This is a genomic window from Streptomyces sp. 3330, from assembly GCF_031456635.1.
Lineage (GTDB): Bacteria > Actinomycetota > Actinomycetes > Streptomycetales > Streptomycetaceae > Streptomyces.
Genome location: NZ_JAVDVA010000001.1, coordinates 775,080 through 790,430 on the forward strand (window position 1 = coordinate 775,080; position 15,351 = coordinate 790,430).

Sequence of the window (15,351 nt, forward strand, 5' to 3'; positions counted from 1 at the left end):
GACCCACGGCGCTCTGTCCGCCGTGGGCCTGCGCGAACGCTAACCGCGCGCGTCGACCTTGTCCCGGCCGGGTCCGTCGGACACGGGCTGGTGGGACGCGGGGCCGTCGGGCGCCGGTCCGTCGGGCACGGGGGCCGGTGCCCGCACCGTGGATTCACCCTCGCTCAGGCCGAACCGCCGGTGGAACCCGCGCAGCGGCGCCGGCGCCCACCAGGTGGCCCTGCCGGTGAGGCGCATGACGGCCGGGACCAGGAGGCTGCGCACCACCATCGCGTCCATCAGGACCGCCAGGGCGATGCCCAGGCCGAGCATCTTGGTGTTGGTGACACGCGAGGTGCCGATCGCGACCATGACCACCGCCAGGATGACCGCCGCCGCGGTGATCAGGCCTCCGGTGCGCCGCACGCCCAGAGCGACCGCACCTTCGTGGTCGCCGGTGCGGTCGTACTCCTCCTTGATGCGGGAGAGCAGGAACACGCCGTAGTCCATCGAGAGGCCGAAGGCCACGCAGAACATCAGGACCGGGAGGGTGGTCTCGATGGATCCGGGGCTGGTGAAGCCGAGCAGGCCGGAGAGATGGCCGTCCTGGAAGACCCACACCACCGCGCCGAACATCGCCGTCAGGCTGAGCGCGTTGAGCAGCACCGCCTGGAGCGGGATCAGCACACTGCCGGTCAGCAGGAAGACCAGGAGCAGGGTGACGACGGCTATGAAGGCCGCCGCCCAGGGCAGCCGGTCGCCGATCGCGTGCTGGGAGTCGACCAGGACGGCCGCCGTGCCGGTCACGCTGGTCTCGAAGGGGGCGGCGGTGGCGCGCAGGTCGCCCACCAGGTCCTGGGCCGCGTCGCCGACGGCCTCGCCCTCGGGCTGCACCGTGAAGTACGCCGAGTCGCCGTGCACCGCCGGGCCGTCCACCCGGGCCACTTCCGGCAGGGCGGCCACCCGCTCCTTGTAGGCGGCGTACTGGGCCGGGGTCGCCCTGCCCTCGGCGAGGACCTCGAGGCCGCCGCCGGGACTGCCCGGGAAGCCGTCCCTGAGGTGCTGCTGCACGACGTGGGACTCGGCCGAGGAGGGCAGCTGGCGGTCGTCCGCCGTGCCGAACTTCACGCCCAGGAAGGGCAGTCCGAGCAGGACGAGGACGGCCGTGGTGGCCAGGGCGAAGAAGGGGGCGCGGCGCATCACCAGGTTCGCCGTGCGGCCCCAGACCCGGCCGCCCTCCTCGACGGAGGCCGCCGCGGGCCGGCCCCGGCGGAACAGACGGCGCAGATCCCAGGAGTTGACCCGGTCGCCCAGCAGGATCAGCGCCGCCGGGAGCAGGATCAGGGCGGCCGCGGCGGCCAGCAGGACCACGGCCATGCCGGCGTAGGCGAAGGAGCGCAGGAAGTACTGCGGGAAGAGGAGCATCGCCGCCAGCGACACCGCGACCGTGAGCGCGGAGAACAGGACCGTCCGGCCGGCGGTGCGCAGGGTGGTGCCGATGGCCGTCGACGGGTCGGCGCCGGCCGCGAGTTCCTCGCGGAAGCGGCGGACGATGAACAGGGCGTAGTCGATGGCGAGGCCGAGGCCCAGTGCCGTGGTGAGGTTCATCGCGAAGACGGAGACGTCGGTGAACCGCGTCAGACCGCTGAGCACGGCGTTGGTGCCGAGGATCGCGACGATGCCGATGCCGAGCGGCAGCAGGGCGGCGACCGCGCTGCCGAAGACCATCACCAGCAGCACCAGGGTGATCGGCAGGGCGATCACCTCGGCGCGGGTGAGGTCCTCCTGGATGACGGTCTGCATCTCGTGCCGCACGGCGACGCCGCCGCCGATCCTCACCTCGACCGGCCCGTGCGTGCCGCGCAGGACGGGGGCGATGCGGTCGAGGGTCTCCCCCATCGCCTTCTCGTCGCCCGTGATGCGGGCGGCTATCAGCGCCTCGTGGCCGTCCTGCGCGCGCAGGGCGGAGGCCGCTTCCGGCGCACCGGCCCGCCAGTAGGAGCCGACGCCGACGACGCCCTTCTCCGCGGCCAGGCTCGCGGTGAGCCGGTTCGCCTCGGCGACGACCGCCGGTTCGTCGACGGAGGCCTCTCCCGCGTCGACCAGCAGCAGCAGATTGGGCTGGGAGCCGGGGAACTCACGCTCCAGGGCCTTGGTCGCGTAGGTGGACTGCGCGGCCGGATCCTCCCAGCCGCCGCTGCCCAGGCGCTCGGCGACCCCGCTGCCGGCCAGCACGGCGAGCACGGTGAGCACCAGGGCCGCGAGCAGCGAAAGCCCGGGCCGGGCGGTCACGAAGCGGGTCCAGCCTCCGGGACGGGGTGGGCTGTTGACTTCGGTCATCGTGCGGTGTCCCCTTCACCCTGCAAGCAGTCGTGAGAACCGTAAAATGGCAAACACGAGAGAGCGCTCGCGTTTCTGGTCTCCAGAATGCGAGCGACCACTCGCGTTTGTCAATCAGGTCCGGGAAAGCTGGGGAAAACGCGTGGCCGAGAGCCAGGAGAAGGAACAGCCGCGCCGCCGCCAGGCGCGCGGCGAGCGGCGTATCGCGCAGCTGCTCGAGGCCGCGGCCAGCGTCTTCTGCACGAGCGGCTACACGGCGGCGAGCACCAACGCCATCGCCCGCGAGGCGGGTGTCTCGCCGGGCACGCTCTACCAGTTCTTCCCGAACAAGGAAGCGATCGCGATCGAGCTGGGCGACCGCCTCATGCACGAGATGCGCGACACCTTCGGCGAGGCGCTCGCCCCGGTCGACCCCGCGACCCCGCTGGAGGAGGCCGTCGGCGCGGCCGTGGACCGGTTCATCGCCTTCAACTGCGACCACCCGGTGTTCTTCGCCCTGATGCACGGCCCCGACATCCCCGGCCGCATGGCCGAGGAGCACGACGCGCTGCACGCCACCCTGCTCGCCCGCATCGAGGGCCTGCTCTCCTCCCTGCTGCCGGAGACTCCCCCCGCCGACCTCACCCGTACCGCACACATGTGCCTGGGGCTGTACAAGGCGGGCCTGGAGCTGGTCCTGGGCCATGAAGGCGCCGAGCGCGACGCGTACGTGCGGGAGCTGAAGCACGTGCTGATCCGCTACCTGGAGCCGCTGGTGGGCGATCGACCGGGCCGCCGCGACACCGGCACCGGCACCGGCACCGTCACCGGCACCGTCACGGCCGGGTAGTCCCGCCCTTCCGGCGAGCCGCACCCCTCCGGCACATCACCGCACGGCCGTGCGCGCGGCGGGCCGCCTTTTCTTTGATTCATACCCCCTAGGGGTATAGTGTGCGGTGACGGGAGACCTCTCACGGCCCCCACCGCCCCACCTGCCTCCACGAGGAGAACGACATGACCGCGCAAACCGACACCCCGGGCTCCGTCACGACCGTCTACAAGGTGAGCGGCATGAGCTGCGGCCACTGCGAGGGAGCCGTCTCCGGCGAACTCTCCGAGCTCGCCGGCGTCACCTCCGTGAAGGCCGTCGCCTCGACCGGTGAGGTCACGGTCGTCTCCGCCGCCGCGCTCGACGAGGAGGCCGTCCGGGCCGCCGTCGACGAGGCGGGCTTCGAGCTGGTCGGCCGGGTCTGAGGCCCGCGCACCCGGTCACCTCCCCTCGACACCCCTCCTCCACCCACCGGGCCGTGCCGACCAGCTGATACTGGTTCCGTACGGCCCGGTCCGCTTCCTGGAGCACGGACATGACCAGCACCACCGCGGAAACGCCGATAACCGAACCGCACGCGCCGACCGCCGAGGTCGAACTGCTGATCGGCGGGATGACCTGCGCCTCCTGCGCGGCCCGCGTCGAGAAGAAGCTCAACCGCATGGACGGGGTCGTCGCGACCGTCAACTACGCGACCGAGAAGGCGAAGGTCAGCTATCCGGCCGGGACCGACGTCGCCGACCTGATCGCGACCGTGGTGAAGACCGGGTACACCGCCGAGGAACCGGCGCCCGTGCCGGAGCCGGTCCCCCAGGACGCCCCCGGGGACCCCGAGCTCGCGAGCCTGCGTCACCGGCTCCTCGTCTCGGTGCTGCTCGCCGCCCCCGTCGTCCTGCTCGCGATGATCCCGTCGCTGCAGTTCGACAACTGGCAGTGGCTCTCGCTGACGCTCGCCGCGCCGGTGGTCGTCTGGGGCGGCGATCCGCTGCACCGGGCGGCCTGGACGAACCTGCGGCACGGCGCGGCCACCATGGACACGCTGGTCTCGGTCGGCACGCTGGCCGCGCTCGGCTGGTCGCTGTGGGCGCTGTTCTTCGGTGACGCGGGCATGCCCGGCATGCGGCACCCCTTCGAGCTCACCGTGTCCCGTACGGACGGCGCCTCCACGATCTATCTGGAGGTCGCCGCCGGAGTCACCGCGTTCATCCTGCTCGGCCGCTACCTGGAGGCGCGCTCCAAGCGGCGCGCGGGGGCGGCGCTGCGGGCGCTCATGGAGCTCGGCGCGAAGGACGTGGCCGTGCTGCGGGACGGCCGGGAGGTGCGGATCCCGGTCGATCTGCTGGCCGTCGGGGACCGGTTCGTCGTACGGCCCGGGGAGAAGGTCGCCACCGACGGGACGGTCGTGGAGGGCACGTCCGCCGTGGACGCCTCGATGCTGACCGGCGAGTCGGTCCCGGTGGACGTCGGACCCGGCGACGCCGTCACCGGCGCGACCGTGAACGCCGGCGGCCGTCTCGTCGTCGAGGCCACCCGGATCGGCGCGGACACCCGGCTCGCGCGGATGGCGCAGCTGGTCGAGGCCGCGCAGACCGGCAAGGCCGAGGTGCAGCGGCTGGCCGACCGGATCTCCGGGGTCTTCGTGCCGGCGGTGCTGCTGATCGCGGTCGCCACCTTCGGCGGCTGGCTCGGCGCGACGGGCGACACGGTCGCCGCGTTCACGGCGGCCGTCGCGGTCCTGATCATCGCCTGCCCGTGCGCGCTCGGGCTCGCCACGCCGACCGCGCTCATGGTCGGCACCGGGCGCGGCGCCCAGCTCGGCATCCTGATCAAAGGCCCCGAGGTCCTGGAGTCCACGCGGCGCGTCGACACCGTCGTGCTCGACAAGACCGGGACCGTCACCACCGGCCGGATGAGCCTGCAGGACGTGTACGTCGCCGACGGCACCGACGAGCGGCAGCTGCTGCGGCTCGCGGGCGCCCTGGAGCACGCCTCCGAGCACCCGGTCGCCCGGGCGGTGGCGGCGGGCGCCGAGGAGCGGGTCGGGGAGCTGCCGGCGGCCGAGCGGTTCGAGAACGTGCCCGGGCGCGGGGTGCGCGGACGGGTGGAGGGCCGTGAGGTGGCCGTGGGGCGCCTCTTCGACACGGTTCCGGACGAGGTGGCCCGCGCGAAGGAGGACGCCGAGCGGGGCGGCCGCACGGCCGTCGTCGTGGGGTGGGACGGCGTGGCGCGCGGGGTGCTCGCGGTCGCGGACGCGGTCAAGGAGACCAGCGCCGAGGCCGTGCGGGACCTGCGGGCCCTGGGGCTCACCCCGGTGCTGCTGACCGGGGACAACCGGCCGGTCGCGGAGGCGGTGGCGGAAGCGGTCGGGATCGACCGGGTGATCGCCGAGGTGCTGCCCGAGGACAAGGTCGACGTCGTCCGGCGACTGCAGGCCGAGGGACGGGTCGTCGCCATGGTCGGGGACGGCGTGAACGACGCCGCCGCCCTCGCCACCGCCGATCTGGGGCTGGCCATGGGGACCGGCACGGACGCGGCGATCGAGGCGAGCGACCTGACGCTGGTGCGGGGCGATCTGCGGGTGGCCGCGGACGCCATCCGGCTGTCCCGGCGGACCCTGACGACGATCAAGGGCAACCTCGTGTGGGCCTTCGGCTACAACGTCGCCGCGCTGCCGCTGGCCGCCGCCGGGCTGCTGAACCCGATGATCGCGGGGGCCGCGATGGCGTTCTCGTCGGTGTTCGTCGTGACGAACAGCCTGAGGTTGCGGGCTTTCAAGTAATACCGCCGAGTAGGTCGTCGCCGATCAGCGAGACCCCTGGAGTCCTGCCCGAGCCTCACATAAGCTCTTCACAAGGCTCGCGCATCATCCTTACGCATGGGCCCCGATCGCTGTATCCGGTCTCTTGCGCATCTAACGGACATATGCAAGAGACACAGATCACAGTGATGTGAACGTAACCATCGAAGGGCTTCGAAGGTCTAAGTTGACGATGTCAGGAAGCGTCTTGGGGGGCGTGACCTGACGTCTGGGGATGTCTTGGGGGACTTCCTCAGAGATGCGTTGCCGGGGCACGTACACCGGGAAGCTTTGAGCGGCCCTCCCAGCGTGCGCTGTCCCGGCAGATCGCACACGGTGAGGTGGGGCGAGTTCTGCTCGTTCTGCTCAACCGCGGGTTCAACAACCGAAGATGGTTACGAAACAGCGAATTCAGGCGCTGTTCTCACAACGCCCGGCCGGATCCCGTGGGGGGAATCCGCACCGGGACATGGGAAGGCGCCCTGGTCGTCGGCCCGTGGGGGGACCGGCGCCGGGGCGCCTTCCGCATGCCCGGCGCACAAGGACGCGAGGGACTCCGCACACACCGCCGCCCGGGACGACGCACACACCACTGCCCGGGACACCGACATCGGTCCCGGGCAGTCAGGAACATTCACCAGCGACGGGGCGCCCGATCGAGCGGCGCCCCCACCGGCAGGTGTCAGCGCTCCTCGACGGGGACGAAGTCGCGCTCGACGACACCCGTGTAGATCTGGCGCGGGCGGCCGATGCGGGAGCCGGGCTCCTTGATCATCTCGTGCCACTGGGCGATCCAGCCCGGGAGGCGGCCCAGGGCGAACAGGACCGTGAACATCTCGGTCGGGAAGCCCATGGCCCGGTAGATCAGGCCGGTGTAGAAGTCGACGTTCGGGTAGAGGTTGCGCGAGACGAAGTAGTCGTCCGAGAGCGCGTGCTCCTCCAGCTTCAGCGCGATGTCCAACAGCTCGTCGGACTTGCCGAGGGCCGAGAGGACGTCGTGCGCCGCGGCCTTGATGATCTTCGCGCGCGGGTCGAAGGACTTATACACCCGGTGGCCGAAGCCCATCAGGCGGACGCCGTCCTCCTTGTTCTTCACCTTGCGGATGAAGGAGTCGACGTCGCCGCCGTTGGCCTGGATGCCCTCGAGCATCTCCAGCACGGACTGGTTGGCGCCGCCGTGCAGCGGGCCCCACAGGGCGGAGATGCCGGCCGAGATGGAGGCGAACATGTTCGCCTGCGAGGAGCCGACCAGGCGGACCGTGGACGTCGAACAGTTCTGCTCGTGATCCGCGTGCAGGATCAGCAGCTTGTCGAGGGCGGAGACGACGACCGGGTCGAGCTCGTACTCCTGCGCCGGCACCGAGAACGTCATGCGCAGGAAGTTCTCGACGTAGCCGAGGTCGTTGCGCGGGTAGACGAACGGGTGACCGATCGACTTCTTGTAGGCGTACGCCGCGATCGTCGGGAGCTTGGCGAGCAGCCGGATCGTGGAGAGGTTGCGCTGCTTCTCGTCGAACGGGTTGTGGCTGTCCTGGTAGAACGTGGACAGCGCGGAGACCACCGAGGACAGCATGGCCATCGGGTGGGCGTCACGCGGGAAGCCGCGGTAGAAGTTCTTGACGTCCTCGTGCAGCAGCGTGTGCTGGGTGATGTCGCTCTTGAAGACGGACAGCTCGTCGACGGTCGGCAGCTCACCGTTGATCAACAGGTAGGCGACCTCGAGGAAGGTCGACCGCTCGGCCAGCTGCTCGATCGGGTAGCCGCGGTACCGGAGGATGCCCTGCTCGCCGTCAAGGTAGGTGATGGCGGATTTATAGGCGGCGGTGTTGCCGTAGCCGCTGTCCAGGGTCACCAGACCGGTCTGGGCGCGGAGCTTCCCGATGTCGAAGCCCTTGTCGCCGACGGTGCTGTCGATCACCGGGTAGGTGTACTCGCCATCGCCGAACCGCAGTACTACAGCGTTGTTGGTGTGCTCGCTCACGTCATCCCTCACCGACGTTGTGCCTCTTCTTCGAGGTTGCCCTGACTGTCTCTAACCATCCCCCATTTGGCGCACGAGAGTGCACTCGGGGTCGACCATTGGGCTTATCGGCGGCACTCAGTGCCGCCAACCAGCTCATCCTGCCGCCTTCGTCACGCTGGGGGAAGTGCTCTGTGACCTTCACGACTCATTTGATCGATCATTTTTTCCGACGGCCCGATGATCTCGCACGAACGGGCCGTCAGCGGCCTGCCAGCCGGAAGTCCAGGGCCGTGCAGCGGCGGCCCGCGGAGACCGTGCGCACCGCCTGACCGATCGCCTTGCGGGAGCCGACGAGGACGACCAGCTTCTTGGCGCGCGTCACGGCCGTATACAAGAGGTTCCGCTGCAGCATCATCCATGCCCCCGTGGTGACGGGGATCACCACTGCGGGATATTCACTCCCCTGCGAGCGGTGAATGGTGACCGCGTACGCGTGGGCCAGTTCGTCCAGTTCGTCGAACTCGTACGGAACCTCCTCGTCCTCGTCGGTCAGCACCGTGAGGCGCTGGTCGACCGGATCGAGCGAGGTCACCACGCCCACGGTGCCGTTGAAGACACCGTTCTTCCCCTTGTCGTAATTGTTGCGGATCTGGGTGACCTTGTCGCCGACACGGAAGACCCGGCCGCCGAAGCGCTTCTCGGGCACGTCGGGGCGGCCGGGGGTGACGGCCTGCTGGAGCAGGCCGTTGAGGGCGCCGGCGCCGGCCGGACCGCGGTGCATGGGGGCGAGCACCTGCACGTCCCGGCGCGGGTCCAGGCCGAACTTCGCCGGGATGCGCCGGGCGGCCACGTCCACCGTGAGGCGGCCGGCCTCCTCCGTGTCGTCCTCGACGAAGAGGAAGAAGTCCTTCATGCCGTCGGTGACCGGGTGCTGTCCGGCGTTGATCCGGTGCGCGTTGGTCACCACGCCGGACTGCTGGGCCTGGCGGAACACGCGCGTGAGGCGCACGGCGGGCACCGGGCCGCCGTCGGCCAGCAGGTCGCGCAGCACCTCGCCCGCGCCGACGCTGGGCAACTGGTCGACATCGCCCACGAAGAGCAGGTGGGCGCCCGGGGGCACGGCCTTGACCAGCTTGTTGGCGAGGAGCAGGTCCAGCATCGACGCCTCGTCGACCACCACCAGGTCGGCCTCCAGCGGGCGGTCCCGGTCGTAGGCCGCGTCACCGCCGGGCTTGAGCTCCAGCAGCCGGTGGACGGTGGACGCCTCGGCGCCGGTCAGCTCGGCCAGGCGCTTGGCGGCGCGGCCGGTGGGGGCGGCCAGCACGACCTTCGCCTTTCTGGCGCGGGCCAGTTCCACGATCGAGCGGACGGTGAAGGACTTGCCGCAGCCGGGGCCGCCGGTGAGCACCGCGACCTTCTCGGTCAGCGCGAGCCGGACGGCCGCCTCCTGCTCGGGCGCGAGTTCCGCCCCGGTGCGGGTCCGCAGCCAGGCCAGCGCCTTGTCCCAGGCCACGTCACGGAAGGCCGGCATCCGGTCGTCCTCGGTGCGCAGCAGGCGCAACAGCTGCGCGGAGAGGGAGAGTTCGGCGCGGTGGAAGGGGACCAGGTAGACGGCGGTGACGGGCTCCCCGCCGTCGGCCGCCGGGACCTTCTCGCGGACGACCCCGGGCTCCTCGCCCTCCCGAGGCGGCGCCGCGAGTTCGGCGAGGCACTCGATGACCAGGCCGGTGTCGACCTGGAGCAGCTTCACCGCGTCGGCGATCAGCCGTTCCTCGGGGAGGTAGCAGTGGCCCTGGTCGGTGGCCTGGGACAGCGCGTACTGGAGGCCCGCCTTGACGCGCTCCGGGCTGTCGTGCGGGATGCCGACGGACCGGGCGATCTTGTCGGCGGTGAGGAAGCCGATGCCCCAGACGTCGGACGCGAGCCGGTAGGGCTGGTTCTTCACGACGGAGATGGAGGCGTCGCCGTACTTCTTGTAGATGCGGACCGCGATGGAGGTGGACACCTCGACGGTCTGCAGGAAGAGCATGACCTCCTTGATCGCCTTCTGCTCCTCCCAGGCGTCGGCGATCTTCTTCGTGCGTTTCGGGCCGAGACCGGGCACTTCGACGAGCCGCTTCGGCTCCTCCTCGATGATCTTCAGGGTGTCCATGCCGAAGTGCCGGGTGATGCGGTCGGCGAAGACCGGGCCGATGCCCTTGACCAGCCCGGAGCCGAGGTAGCGGCGGATGCCCTGGACGGTGGCGGGCAGCACGGTGGTGTAGTTCTCGACCGTGAACTGCTTGCCGTACTGCGGGTGGGAGCCCCAGCGGCCCTCCATGCGCAGGGACTCGCCGACCTGGGCGCCGAGCAGCGCGCCGACGACCGTGAGGAGGTCGCCGCCGCCTCTGCCGGTGTCGACACGGGCGACCGTGTAGCCGTTCTCCTCGTTCGCGTACGTGATGCGCTCGAGCACGCCTTCCAGCGTCGCCGTGCGCCGCTCTCCCGCCTGGGCGGCCCCCGCCTGATCGGTCATGATCCGACGTTACCGCCCGGCACCGACAGACCCCGCGGGACGATCCCGGCCGCCCGCCGGGGGCCGTGCCGCCGGCCGGGGGCCGTGCCGTCCGCCGAGCCGTCCGCCGGGGCGGCTGTCGCGCCGTTCATCACGATCCGGTCTCGGGATGCGGCCGAGGGCTTGATTAACCCCCGTGTAATCGATTCCAATCCTTCCTACACGTCGATGTAATCGATTCCACGACCTCGACGTCTCATGAACCGAGTCCACAAGGAGGTGGCGCGGCGATGGCGAGCATCAAGGACGTCGCGGCCGAGGCGGGGGTCTCCGTCGCCACGGTCTCGCGCGTCCTGAACGACCATCCGTCGGTCAGCGAGGACGCACGCACCCGCGTGCTGGCCGCCGTCGAGGCGCTGGGCTACCGCCCGAACGCCGTCGCCCGTTCGCTGCGCACCGACCAGACCCGCACCCTCGGCCTGGTCATCAGCGACGTGCTCAACCCGTACTTCACCGAGCTGGCCCGCTCCGTCGAGGAGGAGGCCCGCGCGCTCGGCTACAGCGTCATCATCGGCAACGCCGACGAGCGGCCCGACCTCCAGGACCACCATGTGCGGACCCTGCTGGACCGCCGGATCGACGGCCTGCTCGTCTCCCCGACCGACGGCGGCTCGCCGCTGATCCTCGACGCCGCGCGCGCGGGGACGCCGATGGTGTTCGTCGACCGGTGGATCCCGGGCGTCGACGTGCCGGTGGTCCGGTCGGACGGACGCGCGGCCGTGCGGGACCTCGTCGCGCATCTGCACGGGCTGGGGCACCGCAGGCTCGCCATCATCGCGGGCCCCGCCGCCACCACCACCGGCAGCGAGCGCGTCGAGGCCTTCCGGGCCGCCATGGCCGAGTACGGGCTCCCCCTCCCGGACGCCTACATAGGGCAGGGCGACTTCCAGGCCGAGAGCGGCCGCCGGGTCACCGAGGGCTTCCTCGACCTGCCCGAGCCGCCCGAGGTCGTGTTCGCCGCCGACAACCTCATGGCACTGGGCGCCCTGGACGCCGTACGCGCGCGCGGCCTGCGGGTTCCGCGGGACATCGCGCTGGCCGCGTTCGACGACATCCGCTGGTTCGTGCACACCGATCCGCCGATCACCGCGATCGCCCAGCCCACGGGCGAACTGGGACGGGCCGCCGTGCGGGCGCTGGTCGACCGCATCGAGGGACGGCCCCCGCAGTCCGTCACCCTCCCGGCCCGGCTCGTCGTCCGCCGTTCGTGCGGCGAGCCCGCCCACCCGGAGCCGCCCGCTCCCGAGGAGTTCCCCGCCTCTCCGGAGCCGTCCCCCGCAATGAACAGGAGCCAGACGTGAGCAACGCGGACGAGTTGCTGCGCATCGAAGGCATACGCAAGACCTTCCCCGGGGTGGTCGCGCTCGACAGCGTCGACTTCGACCTGCGCCGGGGCGAGGTGCATGTGCTGCTCGGTGAGAACGGCGCGGGCAAGAGCACCCTCATCAAGATGCTCTCCGGCGCCTACCGGCCCGACGCCGGGCGGATCCTGGCCGGCGGCGAGGAGGTGCGCATCCACGGCGCGCAGGACTCCGAGCGCCTCGGGATCGCCACCATCTACCAGGAGTTCAACCTCGTTCCCGATCTCAGCGTCGCCGAGAACATCTTCCTGGGGCGGCAGCCACGCCGCTTCGGGATGATCGACCGGAAGCGGATGGAGACCGAGGCGGCCGCCCTGCTGGAACGGGTGGGAGTCAACGTCTCGCCCCGCACGCGCGTGCGTGAACTCGGCATCGCCCGCCTTCAGATGGTCGAGATCGCCAAGGCGCTCAGCCTGGACGCGCGTGTGCTGATCATGGACGAGCCGACCGCCGTGCTGACCTCCGAGGAGGTCGAGAAGCTCTTCGCCATCGTGCGCAGGCTGCGCGAGGACGGCGTCGGCATCGTCTTCATCACGCACCACCTGGAGGAGATCGCCGCCCTCGGCGACCGGGTCACGGTCATCAGGGACGGCAGGAGCGTCGGGCAGGTCCCGGCCGACACGCCCGAGGACGAGCTGGTGCGGCTCATGGTGGGCCGCTCCATCGAGCAGCAGTACCCCAGGGAGCGCGCCGAGACGGGCGCCGCGCTGCTGTCCGTCGAGGGCCTCACGCGGGACGGCGTCTTCCACGACGTCAGCTTCGAGGTCCGCGCCGGTGAGGTCGTCGGTGTCGCCGGGCTCGTGGGCGCCGGTCGTACCGAGGTCGTCCGGGCGGTCTTCGGGGCCGACCCGTACGACCGCGGAGCCGTGCGGGTCGGCGGCGCGCCGCTCCCCCGGTACGACGTGAACGCCGCGATGGCGGCCGGTATCGGGCTGGTGCCGGAGGACCGCAAGGGCCAGGGGCTGGTGCTCGACCAGTCGGTCGAGGAGAACCTCGGGCTCGTGACCATGCGGGCCGCGACCCGGGGCGGGCTGGTGGATCTGAAGAGCCAGCACGCGTCGGCGGAGCGGATCGCCCGTCAGCTGGGCGTGCGGATGGCGGGCCTCGGCCAGCAGGTGCGCACGCTCTCCGGCGGCAACCAGCAGAAGGTCGTCATCGGCAAGTGGCTGCTGGCCGACACCAAGGTGCTGATCCTCGACGAGCCGACGCGCGGGATCGACGTCGGCGCGAAGGTCGAGATCTACCAGCTCGTCAACGAGCTGACGGCCGCCGGCGCCGCCGTCCTGATGATCTCCAGCGATCTGCCCGAGGTGCTCGGCATGAGCGACCGGGTGCTGGTGATGGCCCAGGGCCGGATCGCCGGCGAGCTGTCCGCCGACCAGGCGACCCAGGACTCCGTCATGGCGCTCGCCGTCGGCACCACCCCCGCACATGACGACATCGACGAAAACGACGAAACCGAAGAACTGGAGGCCGGCCGTGGCCGCTGAGACGCTCAAGAGCGGGGCGGGCGCCGGTGGCGCCGCGGCGGTCCGCCGTCTGCTCCTCGACAACGGCGCGCTGACCGCGCTGATCGTCCTCGTCATCGCCATGTCGGCGCTGTCGGGTGACTTCCTGACCACGGACAACCTGCTCAACGTGGGTGTCCAGGCGGCCGTGACCGCCATTCTCGCCTTCGGCGTGACCTTCGTGATCGTCTCGGCGGGCATCGACCTGTCGGTCGGCTCGGTGGCCGCCCTGTCGGCCACCGTGCTGGCCTGGAGCGCCACACAGCACGGTGTGCCGGTGGTGCTCGCGGTGGTCCTGGCCGTCGCGACCGGCATCGCGGCCGGTCTGGTGAACGGTTTCCTCATCGCCTACGGCAAGCTGCCGCCGTTCATCGCGACGCTCGCGATGCTGTCGGTGGCGCGCGGTCTGTCGCTGGTCATCTCCGAGGGCTCGCCGATCGCCTTCCCCGACTCGGTCTCGCACCTCGGCGACACGCTCGGCGGCTGGCTGCCGGTGCCGGTGCTCGTGATGGTCGTGATGGGGCTGATCGCCGCGTTCGTGCTCGGCCGGACGTACATCGGCCGTTCGATGTACGCCATCGGCGGCAACGAGGAGGCGGCGCGCCTCTCCGGTCTGCGGGTGAAGAAGCAGAAGCTGGCGATCTACGCGCTGTCCGGTGTGTTCGCGGCCGCGGCGGGCGTCGTGCTCGCCTCCCGGCTGTCCTCGGCGCAGCCGCAGGCCGCCGACGGCTACGAGCTGGACGCGATCGCCGCGGTCGTCATCGGCGGCGCCTCCCTCGCCGGCGGCACGGGCAAGGCCTCGGGCACGCTGATCGGCGCACTGATCCTGGCGGTGCTGCGCAACGGTCTGAACCTGCTGTCCGTCTCCGCGTTCTGGCAGCAGGTCGTCATCGGTGTCGTCATCGCGCTGGCGGTGCTCCTCGACACGGTGCGCCGCAAGGCGGGGGCGACCCCGACGGTGGCCGGGACGGGCAGCGGCGGCGGCAAGGGCCGGCAGGCGGCGACGTACGGTCTCGCGGCCGTGGTCACCGTGGCGATCGTGGGCGCGACCTCCTTCCTGCACGGCGGCAACCCGTCGAGCGCGAATCCGAAGGTCGGCCTGGCGCTGTCCACGCTCAACAACCCGTTCTTCGTGCAGATCCAGTCGGGCGCGAAGGCCGAGGCGAAGAAGCTGGGCGTGGACCTGACGGTCACCGACGCGCAGAACGACGCCTCGCAGCAGGCCAACCAGCTCCAGAACTTCACCAGTTCCGGACTCGACTCGATCATCGTCAACCCGGTCGACTCGGACGCGGCGAGCAACTCGGTGAAGGCCGCCGACAAGGCGAAGATCCCGGTGATCGCGGTCGACCGGGGCGTCAACAAGGCCACGGTGGACGCGCTGGTCGCCTCCGACAACGTGGCCGGCGGTGAGCTGGCGGCCAAAACGGTCGCCGAGAAGCTGGGCGGCACCGGCAAGATCGTGATCCTCCAGGGCCAGGCGGGCACCTCCGCGGCGCGGGAGCGGGCGGAAGGTTTCGCCAAGGGTCTGAAGGCCTACCCCGGCATCCAGGTGCTGGCCCAGCAGCCCGCCGACTTCGACCGCACCAAGGGCCTCGACGTGATGTCGAACCTGCTCCAGGCGCACCCGGACGTCCAGGGGGTCATCGCCGCCAACGACGAGATGGCGCTCGGCGCGATCAAGGCGCTGGGCTCCAAGGCAGGCAAGTCGGTGCAGGTCGTCGGCTTCGACGGCACCCCGGACGGACTGGCCGCCGTCAAGAACGGCACGCTGTACGCGTCCGTGGCGCAGCAGCCGTCCCAGCTGGGCAGGATCGCGGTGGACAACGCGCTCAAGGCGCTTCAGGGCAAGAAGGTCGAGAAGACCGTGAAGGTGCCGGTGAAGGTGGTCACGAAGGAGAACGTGGCCGGGTTCAGCGGCTGACATCCGGCGCGCGGGCGGACGGGGGGCCCGCGGGGCACCACCCCGCGCGCCCGCCCCCCCCCGGCACGATAAAGGGGGGTGCCACCAAGTTAACCAAAAACCAATGGTGGGTTGGGG

9 protein-coding genes are annotated in these 15,351 nt (G+C 71.0%); 6 read left to right on the plus strand and 3 right to left on the minus strand.

Features of this window, described 5'->3' with window-relative positions:
* Positions 1 to 39: 39 nt before the first annotated feature.
* The gene (locus J2X68_RS03385; RefSeq protein WP_310430874.1) at positions 40 to 2,319 is read right to left on the minus strand and encodes an MMPL family transporter; all 2,280 of its coding nucleotides are present in this window, start codon (positions 2,317 to 2,319) and stop codon (positions 40 to 42) included.
* A 142-nt stretch (positions 2,320 to 2,461) separates the two neighbouring features.
* Here J2X68_RS03385 and J2X68_RS03390 point away from each other — a divergent pair, with 142 nt between their 5' ends.
* The 3 genes from J2X68_RS03390 (at position 2,462) to J2X68_RS03400 (ending at position 5,906) form a co-directional block, all read left to right on the plus strand.
* Positions 2,462 to 3,148, plus strand: a complete 687-nt coding sequence (locus J2X68_RS03390; protein ID WP_310430875.1) for a TetR family transcriptional regulator — start codon at positions 2,462 to 2,464, stop codon at positions 3,146 to 3,148.
* A 164-nt stretch (positions 3,149 to 3,312) separates the two neighbouring features.
* Positions 3,313 to 3,552 carry a cation transporter gene (locus J2X68_RS03395; RefSeq protein ID WP_310430876.1) on the plus strand — a complete coding sequence of 80 codons (240 nt, stop codon included), beginning with the start codon at positions 3,313 to 3,315 and terminating at the stop codon, positions 3,550 to 3,552.
* A 110-nt stretch (positions 3,553 to 3,662) separates the two neighbouring features.
* Entirely contained in the window at positions 3,663 to 5,906 is a 2,244-nt protein-coding gene (locus tag J2X68_RS03400) for a heavy metal translocating P-type ATPase (RefSeq protein ID WP_310430877.1), read from the plus strand.
* A gap of 700 nt (positions 5,907 to 6,606) precedes the next feature.
* On the opposite strand, the gene J2X68_RS03405 is transcribed toward J2X68_RS03400, so the two are convergent.
* Both J2X68_RS03405 and J2X68_RS03410 read right to left on the minus strand, forming a co-directional pair.
* A complete protein-coding gene (locus J2X68_RS03405) occupies positions 6,607 to 7,905 on the minus strand; it encodes a citrate synthase (protein WP_020131734.1) in 1,299 nt (432 codons plus the stop codon).
* Between the two features lie 241 nt (positions 7,906 to 8,146).
* Entirely contained in the window at positions 8,147 to 10,402 is a 2,256-nt protein-coding gene (locus tag J2X68_RS03410; RefSeq protein ID WP_310430878.1) for an ATP-dependent RecD-like DNA helicase, read from the minus strand.
* Positions 10,403 to 10,671: 269 nt separating this feature from the next.
* Here J2X68_RS03410 and J2X68_RS03415 point away from each other — a divergent pair, with 269 nt between their 5' ends.
* The 3 genes from J2X68_RS03415 to J2X68_RS03425 are packed head-to-tail and all read left to right on the plus strand — an operon-like array spanning position 10,672 to position 15,234.
* Entirely contained in the window at positions 10,672 to 11,742 is a 1,071-nt protein-coding gene (locus J2X68_RS03415) for a LacI family DNA-binding transcriptional regulator (RefSeq protein WP_310430879.1), read from the plus strand.
* Positions 11,739 to 13,292, plus strand: a complete 1,554-nt coding sequence (locus J2X68_RS03420; protein ID WP_310430880.1) for a sugar ABC transporter ATP-binding protein — start codon at positions 11,739 to 11,741, stop codon at positions 13,290 to 13,292. The genes J2X68_RS03415 and J2X68_RS03420 overlap by 4 nt, the downstream gene beginning before the upstream one ends.
* Positions 13,282 to 15,234, plus strand: coding sequence for a substrate-binding domain-containing protein (locus J2X68_RS03425; protein ID WP_310430881.1), 1,953 nt, complete (start codon positions 13,282 to 13,284; stop codon positions 15,232 to 15,234). Before J2X68_RS03420 ends, J2X68_RS03425 begins: the two co-directional genes overlap by 11 nt.
* Positions 15,235 to 15,351: the final 117 nt, after the last annotated feature.

Coding starts and splice junctions, on each gene's coding strand:
- J2X68_RS03385 (WP_310430874.1), bottom strand. CDS start 2,319: ATGACCGAAGTCAACAGCCCACCCCGTCCCGGAGGCTGGACCCGCTTC.
- J2X68_RS03395 (WP_310430876.1), top strand. CDS start 3,313: ATGACCGCGCAAACCGACACCCCGGGCTCCGTCACGACCGTCTACAAG.
- J2X68_RS03400 (WP_310430877.1), top strand. CDS start 3,663: ATGACCAGCACCACCGCGGAAACGCCGATAACCGAACCGCACGCGCCG.
- J2X68_RS03410 (WP_310430878.1), bottom strand. CDS start 10,402: ATGACCGATCAGGCGGGGGCCGCCCAGGCGGGAGAGCGGCGCACGGCG.
- J2X68_RS03415 (WP_310430879.1), top strand. CDS start 10,672: ATGGCGAGCATCAAGGACGTCGCGGCCGAGGCGGGGGTCTCCGTCGCC.